The 21,009-nt window shown below is 60.9% G+C and carries 20 protein-coding genes; 12 read left to right on the top strand and 8 right to left on the bottom strand.

All coding sequences use genetic code 11. From position 1 onward, the window contains the following. The first annotated feature begins 222 nt into the window (after window positions 1-222). Window positions 223-810, top strand: a complete 588-nt coding sequence (locus tag ACA075_RS17930; RefSeq protein ID WP_094471785.1) for a DcrB/PsbP domain-containing protein — start codon at window positions 223-225, stop codon at window positions 808-810. Window positions 811-813: 3 nt separating this feature from the next. On the opposite strand, the gene ACA075_RS17935 is transcribed toward ACA075_RS17930, so the two are convergent. From ACA075_RS17935 to ACA075_RS17945, 3 genes are all read right to left on the bottom strand, one after another. After that, complete coding sequence (locus ACA075_RS17935; protein ID WP_497294288.1) at window positions 814-1,530, bottom strand: alpha/beta hydrolase; 717 nt, start codon at window positions 1,528-1,530, stop codon at window positions 814-816. A 182-nt stretch (window positions 1,531-1,712) separates the two neighbouring features. Beyond that, on the bottom strand, window positions 1,713-2,825 hold the full coding sequence (locus tag ACA075_RS17940) for a succinylglutamate desuccinylase/aspartoacylase family protein (protein ID WP_497294289.1): 1,113 nt from the start codon (window positions 2,823-2,825) through the stop codon (window positions 1,713-1,715). Between the two features lie 203 nt (window positions 2,826-3,028). After that, a complete protein-coding gene (locus ACA075_RS17945) occupies window positions 3,029-3,808 on the bottom strand; it encodes an ABC transporter substrate-binding protein (protein WP_497294291.1) in 780 nt (259 codons plus the stop codon). Window positions 3,809-4,053: 245 nt separating this feature from the next. Between ACA075_RS17945 and ACA075_RS17950 the strand changes: the two genes are divergently transcribed. Further along, window positions 4,054-4,686, top strand: a complete 633-nt coding sequence (locus ACA075_RS17950) for a type 1 glutamine amidotransferase (RefSeq protein ID WP_497294293.1) — start codon at window positions 4,054-4,056, stop codon at window positions 4,684-4,686. A 219-nt stretch (window positions 4,687-4,905) separates the two neighbouring features. On the opposite strand, the gene ACA075_RS17955 is transcribed toward ACA075_RS17950, so the two are convergent. Next, window positions 4,906-5,340 carry a rhodanese-like domain-containing protein gene (locus tag ACA075_RS17955; protein ID WP_497294294.1) on the bottom strand — a complete coding sequence of 145 codons (435 nt, stop codon included), beginning with the start codon at window positions 5,338-5,340 and terminating at the stop codon, window positions 4,906-4,908. Between the two features lie 100 nt (window positions 5,341-5,440). On the opposite strand from ACA075_RS17955, the gene ftrA reads away from it, so the two are divergent. Next, on the top strand, window positions 5,441-6,415 hold the full coding sequence (gene ftrA / locus ACA075_RS17960; protein ID WP_497294296.1) for a transcriptional regulator FtrA: 975 nt from the start codon (window positions 5,441-5,443) through the stop codon (window positions 6,413-6,415). A gap of 117 nt (window positions 6,416-6,532) precedes the next feature. Here the strand turns inward: ftrA and cobF are convergent, their stop codons facing one another. Beyond that, entirely contained in the window at window positions 6,533-7,288 is a 756-nt protein-coding gene (cobF, locus tag ACA075_RS17965) for a precorrin-6A synthase (deacetylating) (RefSeq protein WP_497294298.1), read from the bottom strand. Beyond that, complete coding sequence (locus ACA075_RS17970) at window positions 7,288-7,848, bottom strand: histidine phosphatase family protein (protein WP_497294300.1); 561 nt, start codon at window positions 7,846-7,848, stop codon at window positions 7,288-7,290. The genes cobF and ACA075_RS17970 overlap by 1 nt, the downstream gene beginning before the upstream one ends. Window positions 7,849-8,189: 341 nt before the next feature. Here ACA075_RS17970 and ACA075_RS17975 point away from each other — a divergent pair, with 341 nt between their 5' ends. The 8 genes from ACA075_RS17975 (at window position 8,190) to ACA075_RS18010 (ending at window position 16,570) form a co-directional block, all read left to right on the top strand. Then, on the top strand, window positions 8,190-9,044 hold the full coding sequence (locus ACA075_RS17975) for a MurR/RpiR family transcriptional regulator (RefSeq protein ID WP_497294302.1): 855 nt from the start codon (window positions 8,190-8,192) through the stop codon (window positions 9,042-9,044). Between the two features lie 2 nt (window positions 9,045-9,046). Continuing rightward, on the top strand, window positions 9,047-9,691 hold the full coding sequence (locus tag ACA075_RS17980) for a cysteine hydrolase family protein (protein WP_497294303.1): 645 nt from the start codon (window positions 9,047-9,049) through the stop codon (window positions 9,689-9,691). After that, window positions 9,688-11,019: a glutamine synthetase family protein gene (locus ACA075_RS17985; protein WP_497294305.1), complete on the top strand. Its 1,332-nt coding sequence runs from the start codon at window positions 9,688-9,690 to the stop codon at window positions 11,017-11,019. Before ACA075_RS17980 ends, ACA075_RS17985 begins: the two co-directional genes overlap by 4 nt. Further along, window positions 11,003-11,755 (top strand): N-formylglutamate amidohydrolase, encoded by a 753-nt coding sequence (locus ACA075_RS17990; protein ID WP_497294307.1) that lies wholly within the window; start codon window positions 11,003-11,005, stop codon window positions 11,753-11,755. Before ACA075_RS17985 ends, ACA075_RS17990 begins: the two co-directional genes overlap by 17 nt. 56 nt (window positions 11,756-11,811) lie before the next feature. Then, window positions 11,812-13,161 carry an APC family permease gene (locus tag ACA075_RS17995; RefSeq protein ID WP_497294309.1) on the top strand — a complete coding sequence of 450 codons (1,350 nt, stop codon included), beginning with the start codon at window positions 11,812-11,814 and terminating at the stop codon, window positions 13,159-13,161. A 119-nt stretch (window positions 13,162-13,280) separates the two neighbouring features. After that, window positions 13,281-14,297 (top strand): arginine N-succinyltransferase, encoded by a 1,017-nt coding sequence (locus tag ACA075_RS18000; RefSeq protein WP_497294310.1) that lies wholly within the window; start codon window positions 13,281-13,283, stop codon window positions 14,295-14,297. Between the two features lie 61 nt (window positions 14,298-14,358). Next, window positions 14,359-15,393: an arginine N-succinyltransferase gene (gene astA, locus ACA075_RS18005; RefSeq protein ID WP_497294311.1), complete on the top strand. Its 1,035-nt coding sequence runs from the start codon at window positions 14,359-14,361 to the stop codon at window positions 15,391-15,393. A 307-nt stretch (window positions 15,394-15,700) separates the two neighbouring features. Further along, on the top strand, window positions 15,701-16,570 hold the full coding sequence (locus ACA075_RS18010; RefSeq protein ID WP_497294312.1) for an isocitrate lyase/PEP mutase family protein: 870 nt from the start codon (window positions 15,701-15,703) through the stop codon (window positions 16,568-16,570). Window positions 16,571-16,664: 94 nt separating this feature from the next. Here the strand turns inward: ACA075_RS18010 and ACA075_RS18015 are convergent, their stop codons facing one another. Next, entirely contained in the window at window positions 16,665-17,906 is a 1,242-nt protein-coding gene (locus tag ACA075_RS18015; RefSeq protein WP_497294314.1) for a M20/M25/M40 family metallo-hydrolase, read from the bottom strand. A 285-nt stretch (window positions 17,907-18,191) separates the two neighbouring features. Further along, window positions 18,192-19,265 (bottom strand): diguanylate cyclase, encoded by a 1,074-nt coding sequence (locus ACA075_RS18020; protein WP_497294316.1) that lies wholly within the window; start codon window positions 19,263-19,265, stop codon window positions 18,192-18,194. A gap of 274 nt (window positions 19,266-19,539) precedes the next feature. Between ACA075_RS18020 and ACA075_RS18025 the strand changes: the two genes are divergently transcribed. Next, window positions 19,540-20,994, top strand: a complete 1,455-nt coding sequence (locus ACA075_RS18025) for a flavin-containing monooxygenase (protein ID WP_497294317.1) — start codon at window positions 19,540-19,542, stop codon at window positions 20,992-20,994. Window positions 20,995-21,009: the final 15 nt, after the last annotated feature.

Consider the following 21,009-nt stretch of genomic DNA (forward strand, 5'->3'; position numbering starts at 1 on the left):
GTGAATATTTGTGGCGAGGGAGCTTGCTCCCGTCCAGCTGCGAAGCAGTCGCCATTCCTGCCAGTGCGGTTTATCTGAATAAGCGCAGGGGCCGCTTCGCAGCCCAGCGGGAGCAAGCGCCCTCGCCACAGGGGAGCTTCCAACCGTTATTGCGCGCTGGAATGCAGTGCAGCCTCCATGGGATGATTGCGACGAATGCGCGATCATCCCTGGAGTTTCCGAATGTCATTGTTGAGTAAAAAAGCCGTTGTCCTGTTACTGACGGCGGCCGCCAGCCTGGGGGCGTTGAATGCCTATGCCGCCAAGGCCACTGCCAGCGATAAAGCGCCTGCACAAGAAGTCTCGATGCTCGGCGGCAAGTTCAAGTTCACCCTGCCCAAGGGCTTCATCGCCAACCCGCTTCCGGCCGGCGACGCAGCTACCGGGACTGCCGGGGCAACGGGCACCATGTACACCAACCAGACCACCAAAACCGTCGTAATCGCCGCTGAAAACACCATTCCCGGTGGCGCCAACGTCAAGGATAACGACGGTCCGTTCCTCGACTCCGCGGCGGCCGACTTCGCCACCGAACAAGCCAAGGCGCTGCCGGACTTCACCAAACTCAGCGAAAAAAGCCTGACCCAGAAAGGCACCGGCCTCGGGTTGCGGCAGATCGACAGCACCGCCACCCAGGGCGGCGGCAAAACCCTCGACACCACCGTGATGGCCGCGTCCAACACGCGCATGGCGATCGTTCAGGTGATTTCGCGCCTCAGCGACAATGGCGGCCACGAAACGCTGGTCAAACAGATCGTCAGCGGCAAATAAGACTCAAGGGTTGAGGCGCTGCAACCAGGCGCTCAAGTCCTGCATTTCGGTGGCACTGATGCTGTGACCGACGCCGGGGTAGGCATGAAACTCAGGCTTGAGTGACAAGCTCTGCAACAGGCTGTCGGCCTCAGTGCCGTCGATGTACGGCAAGCGTTTGTCTACCGTGCCATGACCGATGAAGATCGCCAGCTTCTGGCGTGTTTCATCCGGTTTGAGTTCGGATTTCAGCACCGGCAGAATCCGCCCGCTCAGTGCCGCAATCCCGCCCACCGCCTCGGGATGACGCAACGCCACCTCGTAGGACATGATCGCGCCCTGGCTGAAACCCACCAGGAACACCTTGTCGGGTTCGGTGTGATATTTCTTCGCCGCCTGCGCAATGAAATCCAGCAACACCTGGCCGCTGGCCTTCAGATCATCGGTCTCACCGTTGTAGGCAGCGTTGCCCTTCTCGCGAAACCACTTGTAACTGCCTTCCTCCATCACCATCGGTGCCCGCACTGACAGGAAGGTGTATTGCGCCGGCAATTCATCCTTGATGCCGAACAGGTCCTGCTCGTTACTGCCATAACCGTGGAGGAAAATCACCAGGGGCTGGTGGCGGGATTCGGGATTGGCCTGCTCCAGGTACTTGAGCGGCAGATCGGTGTGCAGCGGGGTTTGAGCGTGGACAGTGGCGCTGGCCAGCAGCGTCAGCAGAGCGAGAAACTTCAACATAAGCCTTCCTTCACAAGTGCAGGATTCGGGGGAGAGCCTAACACTGTGAAGCTTGCCGGGGACATTCGGTGCTGCTGATGCAGTCATCGCGGGCAAGCCCGCTCCCACAGGTTTTGTGAATACCGCAAATACTGTGGGAGCGGGCTTGCCCGCGATGAGGCCCGAAAGAACAGCGACAATCCTCAGTCGTTAACCAGTTTCCCGACCCGAATCGGTTGACGCCCCGCCACCTTCGCCTGCCACGTCCCCGGCTGCGTATACCGCCCGCGATCAATCGCAAACAAAACGCCGCTGGTCCCGGCGCGCACGGTGGTCATGCGGTCGCTCAGTGGATCAACCACCTCAAACAACGCATCGCCCTTCTCCACCCACTCACCCGAATCACGCAGAAAACTCACCACTCCGTGATGCGGCGCGAACAGGTACTCGGTGCCCTCGAACGGCATGCCTTCACAGCACTCGCTCGGTGCCGCAGGCCAGGTACCGGTGATGAAACCCTGCTCGGCGAGGAACCCGAGAATCGCCTCGCAATTGGCCTGGGCCTGATCGACTCGCGTATCGCCCATGCTGCCCAATTCCAGTGTCGTCGCCAGGTTGGCCGGCGGAATCGCCGCCTCGGGGAAGGCCCGCGCCAGCCGCAACCACGGCGACGAACAGGACTCATCAAATGAACTGCCGCCGGAGTCTTCACAGAGCAACGCCACCCCGGCCTTCAAACGCGCGGCCAAGGATTGCCACTGCGGCCAGTGTTGCGGCAAGGCGTACAAATGAATGGCCGCGTCGAAATCACAATGCAGATCCAACGTGATGTCGGCGTCGCAAGCGTGGCGAAGCAACAGGCGGTGCATGGCTTCCAGTTGCGAGGCCGGTGCCGGCAAGTCGTCGAGGACTTGACCCATGGTTTGGCGAATCAACGCAATATTGGCTGCCGCGTCGCTGCCCAAACGATCACCAATCAACGCGGCCACCGGGGCGCTGAGTTCGACGAAGGCCCGGTTGAAGTTCTTGCCGCTGCCCAGCTCGAAGCGGCCCATGTGGCTGCCTTGCAGGTGCTGGTCAAGGCCGATCGGATTGGCCACCGGCACCAGCTCGATCACGCCCTGCAACTGGCCCTGGGTTTCGAGTTCGGCCAAGCGTTTCTTCAGCTCCCAGGCCGTGCGCATGCCGGGTAACTCGTCAGCGTGCAGACTGGCCTGGATGTAGACCTTGCGGGTGCCGGCGCCATAACGAAACACGCTGAGGGTGCGCTCGGTGCCCAGGTGGCTCCAGGGCAGAGGATGGTCGATGCGTTGCATGGAAACTCCTGAATGTCTGAGCGGCGAAAATCACCTGTGGGAGCGAGCCTGCTCGCGATGGCGGTGTGTCAGACAGCAAATTTCCACTGAAAAATCGCTATCGCGAGCAGGCTCACTCCTACAAGGGATCTCATTTCAACAGAGAGCGCGCATAAAAAAAGTGGCAACCGCGTCAACGGTTGCCACTTTTTTGCACGGCGTGATTACTGGCCGTAAACGTCAAAGTCGAAGTACTTGTCTTGCACTTGCTTGTACTTGCCGTTGGCGCGGATTTCGGTGATGGCGGTGTTGAATTTGTCTGCCAGCTCTTTATCACCCTTGCGCACAGCAATACCTGCGCCGCCGCCGAAGTACTTGGCGTCTTCGTAGGTCGGGCCGACGAAAGCGAAACCTTTACCGGCGTCGGTTTTCAGGAAACCGTCGTCCAGGTTGACCGAGTCGGCCAGCAGCGCGTCAACGCGGCCAGAGACCATGTCCAGGTTGGCTTCCTGCTGGGAGCCGTAGCGAACCAGCTCGATACCGGCCGGCACCAGCACTTCAGTGGCGAAGCGGTCGTGGGTACTGGCGCGCAGCACACCGACTTTCTTGCCCTTGAGTTCGGTCAGCGGGTCCTTGATGTCGGTACCTGCCTTCATCACGAAACGGGCCGGGGTGTGATAGTACTTGATGGTGAAATCGACGTTCTTCTTGCGATCGTCAGTGATGGTCATGGACGACAGGATCGCGTCGATTTTCTTCACTTTCAGTGCCGGGATCAGGCCATCGAATTCTTGCTCGACCCAGGTGCACTTCACTTTCATCTGCTCGCACAGCGCGTCGCCGATATCGACGTCGAAACCGGTGAGTTTGCCGTCAGGGGTTTTCATCGAGAATGGCGGGTAACCGGCTTCGATACCGATGCGGATCGGCTTGGCGTCATCGGCCACAGCCGTCAGGGACAACATCGACAGTGCCAGGGCACCAAACATCACTAGCTTCTTCATTTATAACTCCTGTGTGCGGAGGCTTTTATTGGCAGCTTTCGAATGACTTTCGGTCGGTGACGATCGAAGTGGCCGGCAGTCTAGAGCGGCTTCAAACGGGCAAATTGTGTTTAAGCGACAAATACTTATAGAAAAGTGGCCACCCCATTCAAAGCCCTTGAAGCGTGCGCCAAGTCGGTGCAAGGACTGTAGGACAAGCGCTTTTTTCAGACAAAACCTACACGCGAAAACTACAGAGAATACCAATGCCAACGTTGAATCTGATCCAGCACCACCCCGCCGAAGGTCCTGGCGCCATTGCCGATTGGGCCAGGTCCCGAGGCTTGACGCTGGACGTCTTTCGCGCCGACCTCGGCCAGTTACCGCCGGTGAGCGCGACGCCCGTGATCGTGTTGGGCGGGCCTTATGAATCCAACGCCGGGCCGGCGTGGCTGGAAACAGAACGGCAGTGGTTGGCGGCAAGCCTGGATCAGGGCGCGGCGGTGTTTGCGATTTGTCTGGGGGCGCAGTTGCTGGCGCTGAGTCTGGGTGGGAACGTGCGGCGGATGGATCGAACCGAAACCGGCTGGACCACCGTGACGTTTGTCGATGGCCGGACGCTGATAGTGCTGGAGTGGCACGAAGACGCAATCGACTTGCCGCCTGATGCGCAAGTGCTGGCCAGCAGTGATCAATGTGAACAGCAGATGTATCGCGTGGGGCCGACGCGGGTGGGCTTGCAGTTTCATCCGGAGTGGAATGCGGAGTCGGTGGCGATGCTCAATGCGCACTTTGGAGAGGAGTCGCCATTGCCCCGGGGGGAACAGGACAGCGCCGCCCATGCAGCCGTGTTCGAGTGGTTGCAGGCGACGCTGGATGAGTGGTGGGCAGCGTCCTAAAGCAGTCGCTGAACTTAAGGATTGATGGGCTTCTGTGGCGAGGGGGGCTCTGTGGTAAAGGAGCTTTTGTGGCGAGGGAGCTTGCTCCCGCTGGAGTGCGAAGCGCTCCCAAAATCTTCGACAGTTGCCGAGATTTTGGGGCTGCTGCGCAACCCAACGGGAGCAAGCTCCCTCGCTACAGAAGCCCCCTCGCCACAATGGTTCAGCGGTGTCTGTATTTCAGCATTCGCAACCGATGGCGGTGGTGGCAGGCTGTCGCACTGCAACACTCAACTCAAGCCCCTCATCCAGCCACCCGGTCACGCCGCCGATCATCTCCTTGACCGGGTAACCCAGCGCTGCCAGTTTCACCGCCGCCTTGTGCACACCGTTACAGTGCGGCCCGGCGCAATAGACCACAAACAGCGTGGAGGTCGGGTAACCCGCCAGGCCCTCGGCGGTGAGCAGGCGTCCCGGAATGTTGATCGCGCCGGGAACATGGCCGCGCTCGAACGCCAACGGTCCGCGCACGTCCACCAAGACAAAGTCCACATCGCCGGCCTGTTGGCTGCTGTACACATCGGAACAATCGGTTTCATAGGTCAGACGGTTGCTGAAGTGCATCAGGGCAATGGCCGAAGGGGCTGCGGGAATGGCGCGGACCAGGCTGGTCATGGGCTGTACTCCAAGTCTTGGTGGGTGTGAGAAGACTTTATCCGCCCGACGCTTGCCGCTACAGTGGCGCACAAGACACTCACCGGGAACTTTCCGCCAAATGCAACCGAACCCTGGATTGGTCGCGATTCTGGCCTACGACGGCCTCTGTACTTTCGAATTCGGCATCGCCGTGGAGATCTTCGGTCTGGCGCGGCCGGAGTTCGATTTCCCTTGGTATGAGCATCGTATCGTCGCCGTGGATCAAGGCCCGATGCGCGCCATGGGCGGCATTCAGGTGCTGGCCGATGGCGGCATGGAATTGCTCGAAGAGGCCCGCACGATCATCATCCCCGGTTGGCGCGACCGCAGCGCGCCGGTGCCGGAACCCTTGCTCGCCGCCCTGCGCCAGGCGCATGCGCGGGGTGCGCGGTTGCTGTCGATCTGCTCTGGCGTGTTTGTGCTGGCGGCGACCGGTCTGCTGGACGGTCACGGCGCCACCACGCATTGGCGCTACGCCGCTGAGCTGGCCGAATGTTTTCCGAACATTCTGGTGGACCCGGATGTGCTCTATGTCGATTCCGGTCAACTGATCACCTCGGCCGGCAGTGCGGCGGGGATCGATGCATGCCTGCACTTGGTGGCGCGGGATTTCGGCACGCAGGTGGCCAACTCGGTGGCGCGGCGCCTGGTGATGTCGCCGCAACGCACTGGCGGGCAGGCGCAGTTTATTCCTACGCCCGTCAGCCCGACGCCGCGCAGCGATTTGTCCCGTGTCATGCAGTGGGCGCGGGAACGCTTGCACGAACCGCTGGAGGTTCGCGAACTGGCGAGCGAGGCGGCCATGAGTGAACGGACGTTCCTGCGTCGGTTTACTGAAGCCACGGGCATGCCGCCCAAGGCGTGGTTGCAGCATGAGCGGCTGGCGCGGGCACGGGAGTTGCTGGAGAGCACCGGGCAAAACACCGAGCAGATTGCCGAGCAGTGTGGGTATCGCTCGGTGGAGAGCTTTCGGGTGGCGTTTCGGGGGGTGGTCGGGGTGCCGCCGTCGGTGTATCGGGAGCGGTTTGGGCGTGGGGTCAAAGCAATAATCTGAGGTGAGTTTTAGGGCCCCATCGCGAGCAGGCTCGCTCCCACAGGGATTGTGTAAACACTGAAGATCCAATGTGGGAGCGAGCCTGCTCGCGATGGGTCCGCTCGAACACCGGTACCTTTATGGCTTACGCAACAAATAGGTATCCATAATCCACCCATTCGCCACCCGCGCCGCCTTGCGCACGCGTTCAATCTCCGGCGCCACGTCCTTGAGCTTGCCGCTGATCAAAATCTCATCCGGCGTCCCCAGATAAGCCCCCCAATAAATCTCCGTCTCCTGATCCGCCACCTGATGGTAGGAATATTCGGCATCGAGCATCACCACCAGGCTGTCGGCATCGCTCACCTGCCCCGCCGCCAGCCGTCGGCCAGTGGTGATTTCAATCGAGCGGCCAATGCGATTCAGCGGCACCTTGTGCTGCGCCGCCAACGCCTGAACGCTGGTGATACCGGGGATCACCTCATACTCGAACGCACAGCGGCCCGAGGCCAGGATCGCCTGCAAAATCCGCAGGGTGCTGTCGTACAACGCCGGATCGCCCCACACCAGAAAACCGCCGCACTGGTCGTCGGGCAGTTCCTCTTTGATCAGCCGCTCGAAGGTCTGCTGCTTGGCGAGGTTCAGCGCTTCGACACTGGTCTTGTAGTCCACCTCCCCACGCTCGCGCTCCGGGCTGTGGGCTTCGACGAAGCGGTAGTCGTGACCAGTGATGTAGCGCTCGCAAATCTCACGGCGCAGGTCGATCAATTTGTCTTTGCTCTGGCCCTTGTCCATCAGGAAAAACACGTCGACGAGGTTCAGTGCCTTCACGGCCTGCATCGTGATGTAGTCGGGGTTGCCGGCGCCGATGCCGATGACCAGCAGCTTTTTCATCAGATTTCTCCTTCAAGCAAACGCAGGCGCCAGCGGCCGGTGAACCGCAACTCGACGGCCGACAACGGTTCGACGTCGATCAGGTTGAATGCCTTGGCCTGCAACACCTGCGTCAGTGCCGCACGAATGACAAAGGGATGGGTGATGGCAAGGAAATGCCCCGGTGTTGCCTCAAGGGACTGGAGCCACTGCGCCACGCGCTCAGCGAGTTGCGCGACCGACTCACCACCATGGGGCGCCGAGTTCGGGTCATCGAGCCAGGTTTGCAGTGCCTCGGGGTCGGACTTTTGCAAGTCATTGATCCGCACCCCGCTCCACCGTCCGAAGTCGCAATCCCTCAGAGCCGAGACGATTTCAACGTCATTGCCAAACAACTCGGCCGTCTGCTGCGTGCGCAGCTCCGGCCCACAGAGCACCCGTGGTGCCCCATCGAACTGGCCGCTGCGCGAACCTTTCGCCAATTGGCCATAAAATTCCAACGGCTCGTTTGTAGGAAAACGCGACATTTTTTGTGCGACGGTTCGAGCGTGGCACATCAGGGTCAAACGGGTTGCCTGCACGGTTTATCACCCTGTCGATGAAATGGAAAAAGGCTCGATGCCGCCGATAATGACGCAATTGTGCCGCAAGACGCTTGATCCAGGGCGTTTCGTTTGCATCAGCACCGACAGGACGCGGGCTCATTCGAGCCTTGAGTTTCGGCAATTGCTGACACCCGTCTGGGCGATGGACTACAACGCCAGTCGACTTCCGTGTAGCCCTCAGCGCACGGGCTTTTCGCCCCATTTTGGGGCCTTGAAAAACCACGGAAAGTTTCGCTAGACATGTAGCATGCGCTACATAAATACTGTTTTAGCGATTTATGAAACAAAACCGACATACCCATCCAGCAGGAGCCCGGATGCCCTCTCTCAGAGACCTGATCACCGATCCCGGCCTGGACCTTACGCCGGCGGAACGCAAAGTCATCCGTGCCTTACTGGACCAGTACCCGCGTAACGGGCTGGGGCCGATGTCACGTTTGGCCGAACATGCCGGTGTCAGCGACCCCACCATTGTGCGGCTGGTGAAAAAACTGGGTTTCAGCGGTTACGCTGATTTCCAGGATGCCTTGCTCAGCGACATGGACCACCGCCTCCGGTCCCCCAGCGCCCTGTTGCAGCTTCGTTCTCATGTTCAGAAAGGCGACGCCTGGAGTCATTACCTGGCAAACACCCATCGGGCGCTGGTGGAAACCCATGCGCTGACCCAGCCCGAAGATGTGCGAATTCTGGTGGAATGGCTGCTCGACACCCGCCATCAGGTTCACTGCTTTGGCGGGCGCTTCAGCAGTTTCCTCGCCAGTTATCTGCTCAACCATTTGCGCCTGCTGCGCCCGGGCTGTTTCGCCCTGGAAGACAACGCGCAACTGCCGGACCGGCTGTTCGACGTGCAGCGTCAGGACGTGGTGCTGGTGTTCGACTATCGCCGCTACCAGTCACAAGCCCTGCGCGTGGCCAATGCGGCGAAAAGTCGATACGCCCGGGTGGTGTTGTTCACGGACATCTATGCTTCACCGCTGCGGGAAATGGCCGACCTGATTATCAGTGCGCCAGTGGAATCGGTGTCGGCCTTCGACACCCTGGTTCCGGCGCTGGCCCAAGTCGAGGCGCTGATTGCCTGCCTGACCCTGCGCAGCCCAGAGCTGGCCGATCGCCTGGAAGGCATCGATGCACTGCGAGCCGACTTCGACACCCATTTGCTGGAGGATAAATAAGGATGTTCACGCTCCCCCATCACTCGCCCCGGGACTTGCCGTTCATTGCCGACCACACCGCGCTGTTGCTGGTGGACATGCAACGGGCCTGGCTCGAACCGCAGTTCGACCCGCACCTCAACGGACCGGACGGCGAATACTTCCTGACCCGCACCCACATGCAGGTGGTGCCCAATCAACGCCGATTGCTCAGTGCCTTTCGCAGCGCGCGGCAAAACGTGCTGCACACGATCATCGAAAGCCTGACTGCCGATGGCCGCGACCGCTCGCTGGACCACAAGCTGTCGGACATGCATTTACCCAAGGGCAGCCCCCCGGCGAGGATCATCGACGACCTGACGCCGACAGAAAACGAAATCGTCTTGCCCAAGACCTCTTCCGGAGTCTTCAACTCCACCAACATTGATTACGTGCTGCGCAACCTTGAAACGCGGCACCTGATCATCGCCGGCATCGTCACTGACCAGTGCGTGGACATGGCGGTACGTGATGCCGCCGACCGTGGCTACCTGGTGACGCTGGTGGAGGATGCCTGTGCGACCTACACGCCCCAGCGTCATCAAGCCTGCCTGAACGCGATCAAGGGTTACTGCTGGATCACCGACACCCAGACTGTGCTCGGCCGGTTGCAGGAGATGCAACCATGAGCGAACGCCTGTCGCCGCTGCCCATGACGACCATCGTCACCACCGACCTGATCGGCGTGACGCGTGGTCGCTCGTTTCCGACGGACGAACTTGAACACTACCTGGCGACAGGCTGCGGCTGGGTGCCGGCCAACAGCGCCCTGACCCCGCAAGACATCATCGCCTCCACCAACCCGTGGGGCGCGTATGGCGATTTGCGGCTTATTCCCGACCCGAGCAGCCGGGTGACGGTCAGCAATGGCCCGGATGCCACGGCCCCGGCGCTGGATTTCATCCACAGCGACATTCACGAAACCGATGGCCGCCCGTGGGGCGCCTGCCCACGCACGTTATTGCGCAATGAAGTGGAGCGGTATCGCGCCGAGTTGGGCTTGCAGGTCAACGCCGCGTTCGAACATGAATTCAACCTGAACAGCGGCGCGGCCGATCAACTGGCGTTTTCCCTTGAAGCCCAGCGTCAGGGCGCCGAGTTCGGTGGCTGGCTGCTGAGCGCCCTGCGCGCCGGTGGCGTCGAACCGGAAATGTTCCTGCCCGAATACGGCAAGCATCAATACGAAATCACCTGCCGCCCCGCCCTCGGTGTGGCCGCAGCGGACCGTGCGGTGAACGTGCGTGAAATCACCCGCGAAATCGCCCGGCAGATGGACCTGGACGTGAGCTTTGCGCCGAAGACGTCCGAGCATGCCGTGTGCAACGGCGTCCATCTGCATGTCAGCCTGCTGGACCTGGACGGCCAACCGCTGATGTACGACGCCGGCACGATCAATGGCCTGTCGACCCTCGGCCAGCACTGGGCCGCCGGCATCCTGCATTACTTGCCGGCGCTGTGCGCGTTTACCGCACCGACACCGGTGTCCTACGAGCGCTTGCAGCCGCATCACTGGAGCGCGTCCTACGCGTGCCTCGGCCAACGCAACCGCGAAGCAGCGCTGCGGATCTGCCCGACGGTGAGCCTGGGCGGCAAATCGGTGGCGGCGCAATACAACCTGGAATTTCGCGCCATGGACGCCACGGCGTCGCCGCACCTGGCCATGGCCGCACTGCTGATCGCCGGTCGCCTGGGCATCGAGCAACGCCTGGCCTTGAACGCGATCACTAATGAAATCCCCGACTCCCTGAACGAAGAACAACGCCAGGCCCGTGGCATCGTCGCCCTGCCCGCGTCCCTTGCCCAGGCGCTCGAGTGCCTGCGCAACAGCGAGGCGCTGATCGAAGCCCTGCCGAGCGCGTTGATGGACACCTGGTTCGCCCTTAAAACCGAGGAGTTGACGCTGACGGAACAGCTGTCGCCCGCCGAACGCTGTGAGCACTATGCACGCCTGTACTGAATCCGCTGAACTCGGTCTTTTTACCGAGCCCGCGTACACCCTGAGTCGCGAAGACTCAGCGCACCCGTTGATTCTGGTGTGCGAACACGCCAGCCGTTTTATTCCACCCGGTTTGAATGACCTGGGTTTGAGTCACGACGCGGCTCGCGAGCATATCGCCTGGGACATTGGCGCGCTGGCGCTGGCTGAAGATTTGTCCCAGGCACTGGGGGCGACGTTGCTGGCGGCCAATTACTCACGGCTATTGATTGACCTCAACCGCCCGCGCCATGCCCCGGACAGCATTCCGTCGCAGAGCGAGATTTATCCGATACCGGGCAATCGGGATCTGGACGAGGCCACGCGCGAATACCGCCGCGAATGCCTGTTCAAACCGTTTCATGCCCGGCTGCAAACCTTGATCGACCAACGTATTGCCCAAGGGCGGCTGGTCCGGGTGGTCGGCATTCACAGCTTCACCCCGGTTTACCACGGCCAACCGCGCGCGTTGGAAATCGGCGTGCTGTTTGGCGAAGCCAAGGGCTACGCCCAACGATTGATTGACGGGTTGAGCCAGCACCCCTTGAAGGTCGCCGGTAATGAGCCGTACAAAATCAACCCGCTGGGCGACATGACTGTGCCGGTCCACGGCGATGCACGAGGACTGGAATCGGTGTTGATCGAGGTGCGCAACGATTTGCTGCGCACCTCTGAAAACGTCAGTCGTTGGGCAGGTTATCTGGCTCCGCTGTTGTAAAAAATCGCGTCAAACCCGCAGCGTGCAGCTGCTTTCATCCCAAGGAGTAGGGCTTCATGGAAATAGAAGAATTCGGCTACAAGCAAGAGTTAAAACGTAGCCTGTCGCTGACAGACCTGGTGGTGTACGGGATGATCTTCATGATCCCCATTGCCCCGTTTGGTGTGTACGGCTACGTCAACGCCGAAGCGCCCGGGATGGTGCCGCTGGCCTACATCATCGGCATGGTGGCGATGCTGTTCACCGCCCTGAGTTACGGCAGCATGGCGCGGGCCTTTCCGATTGCGGGCTCGGTGTATTCCTACGCGCAACGCGGCCTCAACCCGCACGTCGGGTTTATCGCCGGCTGGCTGATGCTGCTCGATTACCTGCTGATTCCGCCGCTGCTCTACGTGTACGCGGCCATGGCGCTGAATCACCTTTACCCGGATATTCCCAAGGTCGGTTTCATCCTGGCGTTTCTGGTCAGCGCAACCTTCGTCAATCTGCGGGGCATCACCTTCACCGCCCGCATGAACATTGTCTTTCTGCTGGCGCAACTGGTGGTGCTGGGAATCTTCCTGTTCTACGCCTGGAATGCACTGCACAGCGGCGGTGGCAACGGTCAACTGACCCTGGCGCCGTTGTACAACCCGCAAACCTTCAATTTCGCCCTGCTGATGCAAGCCGTGTCGATTGCGGTGCTGTCCTTCCTCGGTTTCGATGCGATCTCCACCCTCGCTGAAGAAATCAAGGGGGACCCGGGCCGCAGCGTCGGCAAAGCAGCGCTGATTACGCTGCTGGTGATGGGCGTGATCTTCGTCGCGCAAACCTGGATTGCCACTGACTTGGCGGCCGGCATGGGCTTCACCTCCGCCGACACCGCGTTCTATGAAATCGCCGAAATCGCTGCCGGCAGCTGGCTGGCAACCCTGACCGGCGTGGCTACCGCCCTGGCCTGGGGCGTAGCGGTCGCCATCACCTCGCAAGCGGCGGTGTCGCGCCTGCTGTTCGGCATGGCCCGGGACGGCAAATTGCCGAAAGTGCTGGCGAAGGTTCACCCGAAACACAACACCCCTTACCTGAGCATCTACCTGGTGGCCGTGCTATCGCTGGTGATCTGCTACGTGTTTATCAACTCGGTAGACACCCTCACCTCACTGGTGAACTTCGGCGCGTTGAGCGGTTTCATGTTGCTGCACCTGACGGTCATCAATTACTACTGGCGTCGGCAGAAGTCCGGCCAAGTGATCCGTCACCTGGTCTGCCCGGCGATTGGCTTCATCATCGTCGCGGCCATCATGTACAACATGGGTGTCGATGCACAAAAACTCGGTCTGATCTGGATTGCCCTGGGCCTGGTGTATCTGTTTTTCCTCAACAAGCTGGGCGCCAGCACGGCGTTGCCCGACCCGAGCAACGGCTGACAAGAAAAAGAGCGGCGTCTGACAAGAAATCAGGCGACCGCCGATTTAATGCGTGGAAACCGACAGTGATAGTCAGGTTCGGCACACATCGCCGAACCCTTTGATACAGGAGTACATCCATGCTGGTCTTACGCCCAGTCGAGTTAACCGACCTGCCCCAGTTACAGCAACTGGCGCGCGACAGCCTGGTCGGTGTCACGTCCTTGCCGGACGACACTGAACGCCTGCACCTGAGGATTCTCGACTCCTGCGCCTCGTTCGACAAAGACGTGGAGGCTCATGGCCCGGAGAACTATTTCTTCGTGCTGGAGGATCTCGCGGCCCGGCGTCTGGTGGGGTGCTCGGAAATCCTTGCCACCGCCGGCTTCAACGAACCGTTCTACAGTTTGCGCAACCGCCACTTCACCAGCGCCTCCCGGGAGCTGAACATCGAGCACGGCGTACCGGCGTTGTCGTTGTGTCAGGACCTCAGCGGCCACACGTTGCTACGGGGCTTTCACATCGACACGACGCTGGTGCGCACTCCGTTTTCGGAGTTGCTGTCCCGGGCGCGCCTGTTGTTCATTGCCGCCCATTCGCAGCGTTTTGCGCAAGCGGTGATCACCGAGATCGTCGGTTTCAGCAGCGATGAAGCGCAATCACCGTTCTGGGATGCGCTGGGCAAGCATTTCTTCGACCTGCCCTACGCCGAGGCCGAGCGGCTCTGCGGCCTGGAGAGCCGGACCTTCCTCGCCGAACTGATGCCGCACTACCCGATCTACGTGCCGATGCTGCCCCAGGCTGCACAGGATTGCATCGGCCGGATCCACCCCGACGGCCAGGAGGCCTTCGATATTCTTGAGCGCGAGGGATTTGAGACCAACAGCTACATCGACCTGTTCGACGGTGGGCCGACGCTGTACGCGCGCACCTCGAACATTCTCTCCATCGCCCAAAGCCAGACCGGTACGGCGCAACGGGCTTCGCTGATCGATGCGTGCGGCCGTTACCTTGTGAGCAATGATGCGCTGAAGGACTATCGCGCGATCGTCGCCGAGCTGAATGTCCAGGCCGGCCAACCGGTGGGGTTGAGCGCCGAGATGTGCGCCGCCCTGAACGTCACCGATGGCAGCCCGATCCGGCTGATTGCCCTGTGAGCATCACCCGGCCCCGTGCCCAACGACAGCGCCCGAACTGGCGCGAAGAAGGAGCTGCATCATGATTGTCCGCCCGGTTCGCGTCACCGACCTGCCCGCCTTGATGGACCTGGTGCAACAGGCCGGCCCCGGCTTCACCACCCTGCCGGCCAACGAAGAGCGTCTGGTGCACCGGGTGCGCTGGGCCCAACGGACCTTTGCCGAACAGGTCGAGCGTGCGGATGCCGATTACCTGTTCGTGCTGGAAGATGACGATCAGCAGGTGGTCGGCATCAGTGCCTTGGCCGGCGCCGTTGGCCTGCGTGAGCCCTGGTACAACTATCGGGTCGGGCTGACGGTCAGTTCGTCGCCCGACCTGGGGATTCAGCGGCAGATTCCGACGCTGTTCCTGAACAACGAAATGACCGGCCAATCGGAAATCTGCTCGCTGTTTCTGCACCCCGATCAACGCCATGGCAGTAACGGTCGGTTGCTGTCCCTGGGACGCCTGCTGTTCGTGGCCGAGTTCCCGCACCTGTTCGGCGACAAGCTCATTGCCGAACTGCGCGGCAGCGCCGACGAACACGGCTGCTCACCGTTCTGGGACAGCCTGGGGCGGCACTTTTTCAAGATGGATTTCAGCCACGCCGATCACCTGTCGGGGTTGGGCAGCAAACCGTTCATCGCCGAACTGATGCCGCGCCAGCCGCTCTACACCTGCCTGCTCACCGAACAGGCCCAAGCGGTCATCGGCAAGGCACACCCGAACACCGAACCGGCGCTGAAGATCCTCAGCGCCGAAGGATTTGTGCATCAGGGTTACATCGACATCTTCGACGCTGGCCCGGTGATCGAGGCACCGGTCTCGAAAATCCGCACCGTGCGCGACAGCCAACCACTGGTATTGGCCATCGGCACGCCTGACGAACAGGCCCCGGTGTGGCTGATCCACAACCGCCGCCTGGAAAACTGCCGCATCACCACCGCCCAGGCCCGGTTGGTGGGCAACAGCCTGATCGTCGACCGACTCACGGCCAAACGCCTGCAACTGCAACCGGGTAACTCCGTGCGAGCAGTGCCGCTGCCCAATCGGCAACAGCAGGCGGTGGCAGCGTGATCAGATCCTGAATCCTCCCCCACCCTTGTGGTGAGTGGGGTTTACCTGTGGCGAGGGGGCTTGCCCCCGTTGGGCTGCGAAGCGGCCCCAAAACCTGCCACCCTATTTTTCCAGACACACCGCGCCCATCGTTTTACGACTGCTGCGCAGCCGAACGGGGGCAAGCCCCCTCGCCACAGGAACAGCGTCATCCTCTCAGTGCTAAATTCGTCATCATCTTCCCCTCCTCCACGTGATAGCCTTTTGTTCCTTCGGCGTTGACACCTTTGCTCAAGCCTTTCCATTCCTTTGTATTGGTGGAACTCATATGTCCAGGCTTTCTCATCAAGATTTGCGCCGTAACTTCCGCGAGCTGTTTGCTTCCAACACCTGCTATCACACGGCGTCGGTCTTCGACCCGATGTCGGCCCGCATTGCTGCTGACCTGGGGTTTGAAGTGGGTATCCTCGGTGGTTCTGTTGCCTCGTTGCAGGTGCTGGGCGCCCCCGACTTTGCCTTAATCACCCTCAGCGAGTTCGCCGAACAGGCCACGCGCATCGGCCGAGTGGCCCAATTGCCGGTCATCGCCGACGCCGACCACGGCTATGGCAACGCGCTCAACGTGATGCGCACCATCGTCGAACTGGAACGCGCCGGCATCGCCGCCCTGACCATCGAAGACACCCTGCTGCCGGCGCAATTCGGCCGCAAATCCACCGACCTGATCGGCGTGGCGGAAGGCGTCGGCAAGATCCGCGCGGCCCTGGAAGCCCGGGTCGACTCGGAAATGGCGATCATTGCGCGTACCAACGCCGGGATCCTGCCGGTTCAGGAAGTCATCAGCCGCACCTGTCATTACCAGCAGGCCGGTGCAGACGGGATCTGCATGGTCGGCGTGCGGGACTTCGATCACCTCGAACAGATTGCCGAACACCTGAGCGTGCCACTGATGTTGGTCACCTACGGCAACCCGGCGCTGCGCGACGACAAACGCCTGGCCGAACTGGGCGTGCGGGTGACCATTGATGGTCATGGCGCATACTTCGCGGCGATCAAGGCGACATATGACAGCTTGCGTGAGCAACGACAGATCTTTACCCAGGCGTCGGATTTGAGCGCTACCGAGCTGACTCATACGTATACGCAGCCTGAGGAATATATCCGTTGGGCGGAAGAGTTCATGAGTGTGAAGGAATAGCGCAGCAGCATGTTGCGCTGTAGGACATCGGTTTTACTAACACCAAAAATCCCTGTGGCGATCCGACAAGCTCCCTCGCCACAGGGAACAATTTTCAGCGCTTCGCCAACTCCATAATCATCCGCGACAACAGGTAAATCCGCGGTGCCACGCTTTCTACTTCTGCGTACTCTTCAGGTGTATGAATATTGCCGCCAACAATCCCGAACCCATCCAGCGTCGGCGTACCCACACCGGCCGAGAGACTGGCATCCGCCGCCCCGCCGCTGCCTTCTTCCGTCAACTTGCGCCCGATTTCACCGTAAATCCCCTGGGCCATGGCCATCAGCCGATCCGATTCCGCCGTCTGCGGCATCGGTGGCAAACCGCGCTGTAGCGTGGTGGTGACTTCGGTATCAGGAATCAGCTTGTCCCTGGAGACCCGCGCCAGGTCTTTTTCGATCCGGTCAAACTCTTCCGGCACCGCCGCCCGCACGTCAGCCTTGGCCGTAGCCTGGTCCGGAATCACGTTGGTGCGGTCGCCCGACTTGATCACGGTGAAGTTGATGGTGGTTTTCTTCTCGGCATCACCCAGTTTGCCGAGTTGCAGAATCTGGTGCGCCGCCTCCATCGCCGCGTTGCGTCCCAACTCCGGCGCGACACCGGCGTGGGCGGCTTTGCCTTTGACTTCCACCACCGCCGTCGCACTGCCTTTGCGCCACACCACCAGGCCATCCGCCGGGCGGCCCGGTTCGAGGTTGAGGGTCACGTCGTGGGCCTTGGCGGTTTTCTTGATCAGGTCGGTGGCGATGTCCGAGCCGGTTTCTTCGCTGGCGTCGAGCAGGAAGGTGATTTGCGCGTAGTCCTTGAAGTCGAGGTTTTTCAGGACTTTCAGTGCGTAGATCCCGGCGACGATGCCGCCCTTGTCGTCCATCACGCCCGGCCCGTAGGCGCGGCCATCCTTGATATGGAACGGGCGCTCGGCGGCCGAACCTTCCTTGAACACGGTGTCCATGTGCGCCATCAGCAGGATTTTCGCCTTGCCGGTGCCTTTGAGGGTCGCGATCACGTGGCTGCTTTTGTCTGGTGTGTTGGGCAGCAGTTCGATGGTGGCGCCGAGTTTTTTCAGCTCGTCGATGGCGATGTCGCGCACTTGCGTCAGGCCGGGCTCATAGCCGGAACCGGAGTCGATGTTTACCAGCCGCTCCAACAGTTTCAGGGCTTCACCCTTGTACTGCTCGGAATCGGCGAGGACTTGTTTGTGGGGTTCGGCGAAGGCTGCAGGGGCGAATGCGCCGAGGGCGAGGGTCAGGCCAAGGCTGGTGGCCAGCAGGGAACGAGGGAGATTGAGCGTCATGAATCGATCCTTGTTTCGTGTCGGGGGTCAAAAACACCCTACCTGACTACGGCGCAAGGCTCTATGCCCAATGCGACACCAAACGACCTGACACACCACCCCTTGTGGGAACGGGCCCTTGTGGCGAGGGGATTTATCCCCGTTGGGCTGCGAAGCGGCCCCAGATCTACCATCGCGTTTTTTCAGGCACACCGCATTCAACGTTTTACGACTGCTTCGCAGCCGAACGGGGGCAAGCCCCCTCGCCACAAGGGCCCGCTCCCACAGGGGGATGTGTGTTGGCTTTCAGACCGGGTCGAGCAGTTCATGATGGGGTTTGCCGTCTATGCGGTAGATCACGCGGTTGCGGCCGGTGGTCTTGGCTTCGTAGAGTGCCTGGTCGGCATCGTTGAGCCACAGGGTGGCGTCGGTGTGTGACGGGTCGAATGCCGCCAAGCCAATGCTCAAGCTGACTTTCAGCGCCGGGTTCTGCTCATAGCCCAGGGTTGCGAAGCGATCACGCAAGGCGTCCATGGCAGCCGCTGCGCTGTGGAGGGGCAAGTCCGGGAGGAGCACGCAGAACTCGTCACCGCCATAACGCCCCGCCACATCGGTCGCGCGCAGGTTCTGCTTGAGCATTTTGCTCAGTTGCCGCAGCACGATGTCCCCGGCGACGTGGCCGTAGGTGTCATTGATTGTCTTGAAATGATCGATGTCGATCAGTGCAATCGCCCCGCCCCGCTGCTGGCGTTGGCAACGCTGGAATTCAACTTCGAGTTGGTCCTTCCAGGCGCCATGGTTCAGCAGGCCGGTGAGGCTGTCGGTACGGCTCAGGGCCAGCAATTCGCGTTTTTGGCGGCCCAGGGTGGTGGCCTGTTGAAAACAGATCCAGCCCAGCGCCAGTGGATACAGGATCAGCAGGGGCAGACAGGCGTACAGCTGCAACGGGCTGGTTGGCGCAACGAAGGCCGGCGTGAACACCAGCAGGCCGACACCCACCCCGAGAATCTGCGCAACCGTGCCCACCAGCAGGAACCGCAAACCACCGATCGCCACGTTGTTCATGGCCAACATGGACAGCGTCGCCGCGCTCGGCAGCGGATTGAACTGCATGGCGGCGACCCAGAATCCACCGAGAAAGGCATCGACCAAGATGTTTCGATGCTCGGCGTGAAAGGGCACCTTCGCCCGCCGCGCCCATTGATAGGCAACATGCGGCCAGAGCACGCCATTGAACAGCATCAGCCCCCAGACCCACGGCGCCGGGTTGAGTGGATACATCGCCGCGCCTACGCACAACAGGCCCAGGGCCAAACCCAGGGTTCGCGATGTATAGAGCCTTCTGGCCAGTGACAGCCCTTTTCCTCCCGTTTTTCCCATAAGGGCCTCTGCGTCACACAACGGAACCCGACAAAACACGGGGCGCGGGTGTGGTGGGAGTCTATCAGGGCAACGTTAAATAGCCATCACCGGCGGGCAGCCTGAAGCCTATGCAGTCTGTGGGAGCGTGGCTTGCCCGCGAAGAACGATGACGCGGTGTGCCTGATGTACTGCGGCGCTCCATTCGCGAGCAAGCCCGCTCCCACAAGTGGTGTATGCAGTGTTTGGGCTATACATGAAGGGAGCATCAGATAATCGATAAAAAAGGAGGCCCATGCAGACCTTTCAAGTGTTGATCATCGGCAGCGGTTTTGGCGGTCAGTGCGCGGCGATCAATTTGCTCAAGGCTGGCATCGACGATTTTCGCCTGCTGGAACGACGGGACTTTTTTGGCGGCACCTGGTGCCAGAACACCTACCCCGGCGCCGCCGTCGATGTGCCCTCGCCGCTTTATTCACTGTCCTTCGCGCCTTACCGCTGGACGCAAATGTTCGCCGATCAAGCTGAACTGCACCACTACACCCAGTATGTGGTGGAGCACTTCGGCCTGCGGGACAAAGTCGAACTGCAAGCCAATGTCGAGCGTATCGAATGGGACGCCGACGGCCAGCGCTGGGCGGTGCACACCGTTACCAAGGGCACGTTTTACGCGCAGTTCCTGATCAACGCGACGGGACCGCTGAGTCAACCGGTGGTGCCTCATTTCGAAGGCCAGGAACGCTTCCATGGCAAGACGTTCCACACCAACAACTGGGATCACACCTTCGACTACCGGCACAAACGCGTCGCCATCGTCGGCAGCGGCGCCAGTGCGGCGCAGGTCATTCCGACCATTGCCCCCGATGTCGAGCACTTGCACGTGCTCCAACGCACGCCGCACTGGGTATTGCCCCGCGCCGACCGCACCTTCGGACCTTTCCAGCGTTGGCTGCTGGGCCTCAAACCGGCGTACAAACTGCTGCGCTGGATGCTCTACTGGCAGTTCGAAACTCGGGTGATTGCCTTCAAATACTCGAAACCGGCGATCCGCATGGTCCAGCAACATGCCCTGCGCTTCCTCAAACGCCAAGTGCCCGACCCCGAATTGCGCCGCAAACTGACACCGGACTTCACCATCGGCTGCAAGCGAGTGATTGTCTCAAGCACCCTCTATCCGGCGCTCGGCCGCTGCAACGTGACGCTGCACAGCCGCGAACAAGGCATCGCGTCCATCGACGAGACCGGCATCGTCACCCTGGACGGTCAGCACATCGACCTGGACCTGATCGTCTGGTCCACGGGGTACGACGCCACCGACGGGGTGATTTCCTACCCGGTCACCGGAAAAAACGGTACCCGGCTCAAAGACGTCTGGGCCCAGTACCCACGGGCCTATCTGGGCACCAGCCTGCCGGACTTTCCCAACCTGTTTATCGTCACCGGGCCCAACACCGGCATCGGCCACACCTCGGCGCTGTTCATCATCGAGTCACAGATGAATTACATCCTCGACTGCATCCGCACGCTCAAAGAACGCGGCTTGCGCAGCATCGAAGTACGCCCCGAGGCAGAACGTACCTACACTGAGATGATCCACCGTGAAATGGAGCGCACCGTCTGGAAGTCCGGGGGCTGCCACAGCTGGTATCAAAGCAAGAGCGGTCATGTGATCGCCATGTTCCCGGGGTTCAGTTTCAGCTACTACCGGTTGACCCGGGCACTGAAACCCGCCGACCACATTTTGTCCTGATCACGTAAAAGGAAG

The sequence above is a fragment of the Pseudomonas sp. LBUM1663 genome (assembly GCF_059695905.1).

Excerpts from the sequence above, each read along its gene's own strand:
- ACA075_RS18010 (WP_497294312.1), top strand. The coding sequence starts at position 15,701 with ATGTCCAGGCTTTCTCATCAAGATTTGCGCCGTAACTTCCGCGAGCTG.
- ACA075_RS18015 (WP_497294314.1), bottom strand. The coding sequence starts at position 17,906 with ATGACGCTCAATCTCCCTCGTTCCCTGCTGGCCACCAGCCTTGGCCTG.
- ACA075_RS17950 (WP_497294293.1), top strand. The coding sequence starts at position 4,054 with ATGCCAACGTTGAATCTGATCCAGCACCACCCCGCCGAAGGTCCTGGC.
- ftrA (WP_497294296.1), top strand. The coding sequence starts at position 5,441 with ATGCAACCGAACCCTGGATTGGTCGCGATTCTGGCCTACGACGGCCTC.
- ACA075_RS18025 (WP_497294317.1), top strand. The coding sequence starts at position 19,540 with ATGCAGACCTTTCAAGTGTTGATCATCGGCAGCGGTTTTGGCGGTCAG.
- cobF (WP_497294298.1), bottom strand. The coding sequence starts at position 7,288 with ATGAAAAAGCTGCTGGTCATCGGCATCGGCGCCGGCAACCCCGACTAC.
- ACA075_RS17930 (WP_094471785.1), top strand. The coding sequence starts at position 223 with ATGTCATTGTTGAGTAAAAAAGCCGTTGTCCTGTTACTGACGGCGGCC.
- ACA075_RS17975 (WP_497294302.1), top strand. The coding sequence starts at position 8,190 with ATGCCCTCTCTCAGAGACCTGATCACCGATCCCGGCCTGGACCTTACG.
- ACA075_RS18020 (WP_497294316.1), bottom strand. The coding sequence starts at position 19,265 with ATGGGAAAAACGGGAGGAAAAGGGCTGTCACTGGCCAGAAGGCTCTAT.
- astA (WP_497294311.1), top strand. The coding sequence starts at position 14,359 with ATGATTGTCCGCCCGGTTCGCGTCACCGACCTGCCCGCCTTGATGGAC.
- ACA075_RS18000 (WP_497294310.1), top strand. The coding sequence starts at position 13,281 with ATGCTGGTCTTACGCCCAGTCGAGTTAACCGACCTGCCCCAGTTACAG.
- ACA075_RS17955 (WP_497294294.1), bottom strand. The coding sequence starts at position 5,340 with ATGACCAGCCTGGTCCGCGCCATTCCCGCAGCCCCTTCGGCCATTGCC.
- ACA075_RS17995 (WP_497294309.1), top strand. The coding sequence starts at position 11,812 with ATGGAAATAGAAGAATTCGGCTACAAGCAAGAGTTAAAACGTAGCCTG.
- ACA075_RS17945 (WP_497294291.1), bottom strand. The coding sequence starts at position 3,808 with ATGAAGAAGCTAGTGATGTTTGGTGCCCTGGCACTGTCGATGTTGTCC.
- ACA075_RS17940 (WP_497294289.1), bottom strand. The coding sequence starts at position 2,825 with ATGCAACGCATCGACCATCCTCTGCCCTGGAGCCACCTGGGCACCGAG.
- ACA075_RS17935 (WP_497294288.1), bottom strand. The coding sequence starts at position 1,530 with ATGTTGAAGTTTCTCGCTCTGCTGACGCTGCTGGCCAGCGCCACTGTC.
- ACA075_RS17985 (WP_497294305.1), top strand. The coding sequence starts at position 9,688 with ATGAGCGAACGCCTGTCGCCGCTGCCCATGACGACCATCGTCACCACC.
- ACA075_RS17990 (WP_497294307.1), top strand. The coding sequence starts at position 11,003 with ATGCACGCCTGTACTGAATCCGCTGAACTCGGTCTTTTTACCGAGCCC.
- ACA075_RS17980 (WP_497294303.1), top strand. The coding sequence starts at position 9,047 with ATGTTCACGCTCCCCCATCACTCGCCCCGGGACTTGCCGTTCATTGCC.